Genomic DNA, 6,729 nt, shown 5'->3' with positions numbered 1-6,729 from the left:
AGGAGCACCTCGCCGACACCTGCGACGACCCCGACGATCCCAAGTGGCGAAGCTCCGGCTAGCCACCCCCTCTCGCTCCGCGAGCTCCCCCAAGGGGGGAGCATCTGGGCACAGCTAAATCCTCCCCCCCTCGGGGGAGGTGCCGAAGGCGGAGGGGGTCACACCCCCACCCTCTGAAAACCGTCCCACCCCGACGGCGCGAACGCGCGCCCTAGAACGGCGGCTCTTCCACCTTCGGCGGCGGCGGGGCGGGGGCGGCTTCGGTCTTCTCCGCGGGCGCGGGCGGCGCGATCACCGGGGCGGCTTCGGGGCCGGCCGGAGCGCCCTGTTCGGCGGCGGCCTTCGCGGCGGCTTGCGCCTCGGCCTTGGCCTTCTTCTCTTCCTCGAGCTTGGCCTTTTCCTCGGGCGTCAGTTCGTCCTCGTCCTGGGTGGCGCCGACGATCCGCTCGTCGGTGAGCGGCTTGGCTTCCTGGGCTTCCAGCACGGCCGCGGACTGGCCCTGCGGGCCTTCGCCGGGCAGGCGGCCGCGGGCCGGCGCGGTGATCGCGCCCACCGCGAACGAGCCGAGGCAGGCGACCACCAGGCCGATGGCGACGAGCTGCAGCACGGGGCGGGGCATGGACCAGTTCATGGCGGCGAACCTAATGCCACCTTTCGCCCGGCGGAAGCGGGATCGGCGAGGTTCGGATCACGGTAAACGCGGGATTAACGATCCAGGCGGCAAACAGGGTCGGAGTCGATTTGCTGGAGGCCTTGGGCGCATGGCGCGGGCGGCGCGGAAAACCGGTGGGGAGCTTGCGCTCCATATCGCCAGGCTGACCTGGGGCCATCCGGCGACGGCGCGCTTGCGCGGCGGCGTGGTCGCGGCGTTCGGCGCGGCCCTCGCCGTGGCCTTCGCGACGTACAACGCCGCCGATCCCAGCCTGAACGCCGCCGGCGCGGCCGAGGCGAGCAACGCCCTGGGCGGCGGCGGGGCGGTGCTGGCGGATATCGGGGTCCAGTCCCTGGGCGTCGCCGCGGGCCTCGCGGCGCTGCTCCTCGTCACGTGCGGCCTGGCCCGCGTGGCCGATCCCGACCCCGATGCGAGTCGCGGACGCCTTCGCCTGCGCGCCGCGATCGGAACCCTCGGCCTGCTGGCCCTGGCCGGCGCGCTGGCCTGGGCGCCGACGCCCGCGGCCTGGCCGCTGGCGAAAGGCCTGGGCGGCTTTTGGGGCGATACGCTGCTGAACGGCTTCGCCGGCCTCATCGCGTACGCCCGAATCGGTTTCGCCCACGGTATCGCCGGAACGGTGCTGCTGGCCGCCGGCGTCGTCGCCTATGGGTATGGCCTGGGGCTGACCCGGCTCGACGTGCGCGGCCTCGCCGACGGCCTGACGCACGCCCTGACCCCCAAGCCGAAGCTCACCGCCGCCAAGCCCGAGCCGGTGGGCGCCGCCAAGGTCGCCCGCCGCAAGCGCGAGGCGCCGGCGGTTCCGGACGAGGCCTTCGACGAGGCGTCCGCGCCCATGCCGTCGCCCACCGCCGTCGCCGCGCCGGCCGGCGAGGGGCCGACCCTGCAGGTCAAGGCCCCCAAGGCCGCGCCCAAGGAGAGCGCCCGCGAGACGCGCGAGGCCCAGGGCACCTTCGCCTTCGCCCAGGAGGGCGGCTTCCAGCTTCCCGAGCTGTCGATGCTCACCAAGGCGCCGGCCCGCGCGGCGCAATACGACGAAGGCTCGCTGCGCCAGAACGCCCAGTTGCTGGAGAACGTGCTGGCCGAGTTCGGCGTCCGTGGCCAGGTCGACCAGATCCGCCCCGGCCCGGTGGTCACCCTCTACGAGCTGGTCCCCGCCGCCGGCGTGAAGTCGGCGCGCGTCGTGGCCCTGGCCGACGACATCGCTCGCTCCATGTCGGTCGCCTCGGCCCGCGTCTCGGTCGTCCCTGGGCGCAACGCCATCGGCATCGAACTGCCCAACCAGCGGCGCGAGACCGTCTACCTGCGCGAGCTGCTCTCGGCGCCCGAGTACGAACGCGGCGGCCAGGTCGTGCCCGTGGTCCTCGGCGAGACCATCGGCGGCGAGCCCTATGTGGCCGATCTCGCCAAGATGCCCCACCTGCTGATCGCCGGCACCACCGGCTCGGGCAAGTCGGTCGGGGTCAACGCCATGATCCTGTCGATCCTCTACCGCCTGCCGCCCGAGCAGTGCCGGCTGATCATGATCGACCCGAAGATGCTGGAGCTCAGCGTCTACGACGGCATCCCGCACCTGCTGGCGCCGGTGGTGACAGATCCCAAGAAGGCCATCGTCGCGCTGAAGTGGACTGTCCGCGAGATGGAGGACCGCTATCGCCGCATGTCGAAGATCGGCGTGCGCAACATCGCCTCGTTCAACGAGCGCGCCCGCGAGGCGCTGGCCAAGGGCGAGCACTTCGAACGGACGGTCCAGACCGGCTTCGACGAGAGCGGCCGCGCCACCTACGAGAGCGAGAAGATTCGCCCCGAGCCCATGCCCTACCTCGTCGTCATCATCGACGAGGTGGCCGACCTGATGATGGTGGCCGGCAAGGACATCGAGGGCGCCGTCCAGCGCCTGGCCCAGATGGCCCGCGCCGCCGGCATCCACCTGATCATGGCGACCCAGCGCCCGTCGGTGGACGTCATCACCGGCACCATCAAGGCGAACTTCCCGACCCGGATCAGCTTCCAGGTCACCTCCAAGATCGACAGCCGCACCATCCTGGGCGAACAGGGGGGTGAGCAATTGCTCGGCCAGGGCGACATGCTCTACATGGCGGGCGGCGGCCGCATCACCCGCCTGCATGGCCCGTTCGTCTCCGACGGCGAGGTCGAGGCGGTGGCCAAGTTCCTGCGCGACCAGGGCCAGCCGCAGTACCTGGAAGAGATCACCGCCGGCGGCGAAGAGGACGGCGAGGACGGCGACTTCGGCTTCGGCGAGGATGGCGGCGGCTCCGGCGACGACCTCTACGACCGCGCCGTGGCCGTGGTGACCCGGGACAAGAAGGCCTCGACCTCCTACGTCCAGCGCCGCCTGCAGATCGGCTACAACCGCGCCGCCTCGCTGATCGAGCGGATGGAGCAGGAGGGCGTCGTCGGCCCCGCCAACCACGCCGGCAAGCGCGAGATCCTGGTCAGCGCCGCGCCATAGGCGTCCAGTTGCTCCCCGCCGGGGGAGCAACTTTGGTCAGCCCTTCCGCCGCCCGCCGGGCTTATGCCCGCTGGTCATCGGGTCGGGCTTCTTCGGCAGCGGCCGTTTCGGGTCCAGCGCATAGCGCTCCTGGCTCGAGCCCAGGCCCATCCGGCCCGGCTGCTGCTCGCGCAGGTTGGAGTCGCCCGAGCGGATTCGGGCGATGGCGTCACGCAGCAGCGCGGCCGTTTCGAAGTCGCCGGCCTCCGCCGCCTCCGCCATCCGGCGTTCCAGGTCCTCGATCATGCCCATGCGGTCAGTCTAGACGATTGCGCGGATCTGCGCGCCGACGCTCTATGGCGCGATGCGTCTCGCCCTGCTCCTGTTCGCCGCCCTGGTTCTCTCGGGCCCGGCCGCCGCCGCACCGTCGTGCCGGCTTCCGTCCGACCTGTCCCCTGCGCCGGTCGAGGCGGTGGATCCTGCCGAAGTCCAGAGCGGCGTGACCATCGCCTACTACCTGCTCGCCATCTCCTGGACGCCGGACTGGCGGCGCATCAACGGCCAGACCAAGGCCACCACACCGCCGCTCGATCCGGAACGCCGGCCGCAGGGCTTCGCGCTCCACGGCCTGTGGCCCAACGGCAAGGCGCCGCCCTATCCCCGCTACTGCCGGCCGGTCGGGACGATCGACGCCGCCACGGTGCGATCCATGTACTGCCGCACGCCGTCCGCCGCCCTGCTGCAGCACGAGTGGCAGGCCCACGGCGCCTGCGCCTGGGAAACCCCCGCCGCCTACTTCCGCGACGCCGCGCGCCTCTACGACCGCGTGGCGCTGCCGCGCATCGAGACGATCCCGGACCTCACCGCCGGCAAGCTGCGCCAGGCGTTCGTCGCGAAGAACCGCTGGCTGCCAGCCGAGGCCATCTACGTCGCCCTCGACAAGGAGGATCGGCTGACGGAAGTCCGGCTCTGCTACGACCTCGCCTACAAGCCCGCGGGCTGCCCGGGCGGCGTCGGGGCGGGCGAGGCGCGGCCCGTGCGGCTCACGCCCAGCGCCACGCGCCGCTTCTAGGAACTGGCCCGGAAGCTTGGGCGTTGCTCAGCGCCCCGCCTGCGCCCTATTGCGGCCGCGGCAGCGTGCGACGATATCAACATGGAGCAAGCCATGACCCTCACCCGACGCAGCCTCACGCTGGCGCTGGCCGCCGCGCCGCTCGCCGGTCCGGCGCTCGCCCAGGCGCCGCTGCCGGCCGCCGACCAAGCCCTGGTCGATCGCGCCGTCGCCTATCTCGAAGGTCTCGCCGAGGCCAAGGGCCGCTTCGTCCAGACCGACGCGCGCGGCCGCACGACCACGGGCCAGCTCTTCATGAAGCGACCGGGCAAGGCGCGCTTCGCCTACGATGCACCGTCGGGCCTGCTGGTCGTCTCGGACGGCGGGGTGGTTTCGGTCCAGGACAAGCGCCTGAAGACCTTCGATCAGTATCCGCTGGGCGCGACGCCCCTGTCGCTGTTCCTCGCCAAGACCATCCGCCTCGACAAGGGCGTGACCGTCACGCGGGTCGCGCGGATGGCCGACGGCTTCTCGATCACGGCCCGCGACGGCAAGAAGGAGACGGCCGGCCAGATCACGCTCACCTTCACGGATACGCCGCTGGCCCTTGCCGGCTGGACCGTGACCGACGCCCAGCAGCGTCCGACCCGCGTGCAGCTCCTCGACCTGCAGCGCGCCAGCGGGCTGGACCGCTCGCTGTTTGTCCTGAAGGACCCGCGACCCAAGAATCCTGGGCGAGGAAAAGTCTAGGTTGCGAAAACTGTGGTCCAGGCGACACACGCAAGCTGCGCCGATAAAGACCTTTGACTTTCTGTCATACTGTGGCGATATTATCACTACGTCGTCAGCGCGCCGGTCGCACTGACGGAGTCCGTGCCGGAACCTATCCCCTCCCGGCGGCGGCATGAGAGACGACTCACACAGCCCGGACGCAGACTCTGCGTCCGGGCTTTCTTTTCGACTATGAAGGCCGAATGCGACTTCGAATCTGCACCTGGAACGTGAATTCGGTCCGACTCCGCGCCGAGCAGGCCGCCCGGTTCGTCCAGGAGCAGGCGCCCGACATCCTGTGCATGCAGGAGATCAAGTGCCGCGAAGGCGAGTTCCCCGTGAACGCCTTCAAGGACATGGGCCTGCCCCATCTCAAGATCGCCGGCCAGAAGGGCTGGCACGGTGTGGCGATCGCCTCGCGCCTGCCCATCGAGGACGCCCCGCCGCTGGACGTGTGCCGCGAGAAGCACGCCCGCTGCGTGGGCGGGACGATCGCCGGCGTCGAGGTCCACAACTTCTACATCCCGGCCGGCGGCGACATCCCCGACCGGACTGAGAACCCCAAGTTCGACCACAAGCTCGATTTCTACGAGAAGCTCACGGCCGAGCTGGGTAAGCGCGACCCCAAGGCGCCGCTGGCCATCGTGGGCGACCTCAATGTGGCGCCGGGCGAGTTCGACGTCTGGAACCACAAGTACATGTCCAAGATCGTCAGCCACACGCCGGTAGAGATCGAGGCCTTCCGGAAGATGGAGGCTTCGCTGGGCCTCATCGACCTGACGCGCGCCGTGACGCCCGAACCGGAGAAGCTGGCCTCCTGGTGGAGCTATCGCGCCGCCGACTTCCGCAAGTCCGCGCGCGGTCTGCGCCTCGACCACATCCTGGTCACGCCTGGCCTGCGTGAGGCCGCCTGGCGACTGGGCGCTCCGGCGAGCCGCATCCACGACGACGTCCGCGCCTGGGAACGGCCGAGCGACCACGCGCCCGTCTCGGCGGACCTGGTGCTGTAGCCCCCTCTCGCGGCGCGAGCTCCCCCCGAGGGGAGCATCTTAGGTCCTCGCCCTCTGGAGGAGGCCCCGACGGGGAGGGGGTTGCAGCCCCCTAAGGCGCTAGCTTGTAGCCACCCGCCTCGGTCAGCAGGAGGCGAGCGTTGGCCGGATCGGGCTCGATCTTCTGGCGCAGTCGGTAAACGTGGGTCTCCAGCGTGTGGGTCGTGACGCCGGCGTTGTAGCCCCAGACCTCGGCCAGAAGCTCCTCGCGCGACACCGACTTCTCGCCGGCCCGGTAGAGGTACTTCAGGATGTTGGTCTCCTTCTCCGTCAGGCGGATCTTCTTGCCCTTGTCGTCCACCAGCATCTTGGCGGCCGGACGGAATTCGTAGGCGCCCAGGCGGAACACGGCGCCCTCGGAATGCTCGTAGTCGCGAAGCTGCGCGCGGATGCGGGCGAGCAGGACCGCGAACTTGTAGGGCTTGGTGACGTAGTCGTTGGCGCCGCTGTCGAGGCCTCGCACCGCGTCGTCGTCGGTGTCGGCGGCGGTCAGCATGATCACCGGCGTGGTCACTCCGTCCTCGCGCATGCGCTTGCAGGCCTCGCGGCCGTCCATGTCGGGCAGGTCGACGTCCAACAGGATCAGGTCGGGTTTGGCGTCCCGCGCCTGGCGCACGCCTTCACCCGCGGCGGCCGCCTCGACGGTGTCGAAGCCCTCGGCCTGCAGTTGTTCGGCGATCGCCCCGCGAAGGTCCTGGTCGTCGTCGACGATGAGGAGGGTCTTGCGTTGAGCCAT

7 protein-coding genes are annotated in these 6,729 nt (G+C 70.6%); 4 read left to right on the top strand and 3 right to left on the bottom strand.

The features are described 5' to 3' along the window. Positions 1 to 211: 211 nt before the first annotated feature. Positions 212 to 619 carry a hypothetical protein gene (locus Q0L11_RS10715; RefSeq protein WP_296597209.1) on the bottom strand — a complete coding sequence of 136 codons (408 nt, stop codon included), beginning with the start codon at positions 617 to 619 and terminating at the stop codon, positions 212 to 214. A 142-nt stretch (positions 620 to 761) separates the two neighbouring features. Between Q0L11_RS10715 and Q0L11_RS10710 the strand changes: the two genes are divergently transcribed. Next, a complete protein-coding gene (locus Q0L11_RS10710; protein ID WP_296597208.1) occupies positions 762 to 3,143 on the top strand; it encodes a DNA translocase FtsK in 2,382 nt (793 codons plus the stop codon). 36 nt (positions 3,144 to 3,179) lie between these two features. Here the strand turns inward: Q0L11_RS10710 and Q0L11_RS10705 are convergent, their stop codons facing one another. Then, positions 3,180 to 3,434 (bottom strand): UvrB/UvrC motif-containing protein, encoded by a 255-nt coding sequence (locus tag Q0L11_RS10705; protein ID WP_296597207.1) that lies wholly within the window; start codon positions 3,432 to 3,434, stop codon positions 3,180 to 3,182. 52 nt (positions 3,435 to 3,486) lie between these two features. On the opposite strand from Q0L11_RS10705, the gene Q0L11_RS10700 reads away from it, so the two are divergent. From Q0L11_RS10700 to Q0L11_RS10690, 3 genes are all read left to right on the top strand, one after another. After that, positions 3,487 to 4,194, top strand: coding sequence for a ribonuclease T (locus Q0L11_RS10700; protein WP_296597206.1), 708 nt, complete (start codon positions 3,487 to 3,489; stop codon positions 4,192 to 4,194). 93 nt (positions 4,195 to 4,287) lie between these two features. Beyond that, positions 4,288 to 4,923, top strand: a complete 636-nt coding sequence (locus Q0L11_RS10695) for an outer-membrane lipoprotein carrier protein LolA (protein WP_296597205.1) — start codon at positions 4,288 to 4,290, stop codon at positions 4,921 to 4,923. A gap of 224 nt (positions 4,924 to 5,147) precedes the next feature. After that, on the top strand, positions 5,148 to 5,954 hold the full coding sequence (locus Q0L11_RS10690; RefSeq protein WP_296597204.1) for an exodeoxyribonuclease III: 807 nt from the start codon (positions 5,148 to 5,150) through the stop codon (positions 5,952 to 5,954). Between the two features lie 91 nt (positions 5,955 to 6,045). On the opposite strand, the gene Q0L11_RS10685 is transcribed toward Q0L11_RS10690, so the two are convergent. Beyond that, positions 6,046 to 6,729: response regulator transcription factor (locus Q0L11_RS10685; protein WP_296597203.1), on the bottom strand; the 684-nt coding region annotated here is incomplete at its 5' end.

This window comes from Phenylobacterium sp., from assembly GCF_024508875.1.
In the GTDB taxonomy this organism is placed as follows: domain Bacteria; phylum Pseudomonadota; class Alphaproteobacteria; order Caulobacterales; family Caulobacteraceae; genus Phenylobacterium.
This window is presented reverse-complemented; position numbering and strand designations above follow the sequence as displayed.

What these genes read in the sequence shown, in the direction of transcription:
- Q0L11_RS10715 (WP_296597209.1), bottom strand. Translation starts at nt 619, where the DNA reads ATGCCCCGCCCCGTGCTGCAGCTCGTCGCCATCGGCCTGGTGGTCGCC.
- Q0L11_RS10710 (WP_296597208.1), top strand. Translation starts at nt 762, where the DNA reads ATGGCGCGGGCGGCGCGGAAAACCGGTGGGGAGCTTGCGCTCCATATC.
- Q0L11_RS10705 (WP_296597207.1), bottom strand. Translation starts at nt 3,434, where the DNA reads ATGGGCATGATCGAGGACCTGGAACGCCGGATGGCGGAGGCGGCGGAG.
- Q0L11_RS10700 (WP_296597206.1), top strand. Translation starts at nt 3,487, where the DNA reads ATGCGTCTCGCCCTGCTCCTGTTCGCCGCCCTGGTTCTCTCGGGCCCG.
- Q0L11_RS10695 (WP_296597205.1), top strand. Translation starts at nt 4,288, where the DNA reads ATGACCCTCACCCGACGCAGCCTCACGCTGGCGCTGGCCGCCGCGCCG.
- Q0L11_RS10690 (WP_296597204.1), top strand. Translation starts at nt 5,148, where the DNA reads ATGCGACTTCGAATCTGCACCTGGAACGTGAATTCGGTCCGACTCCGC.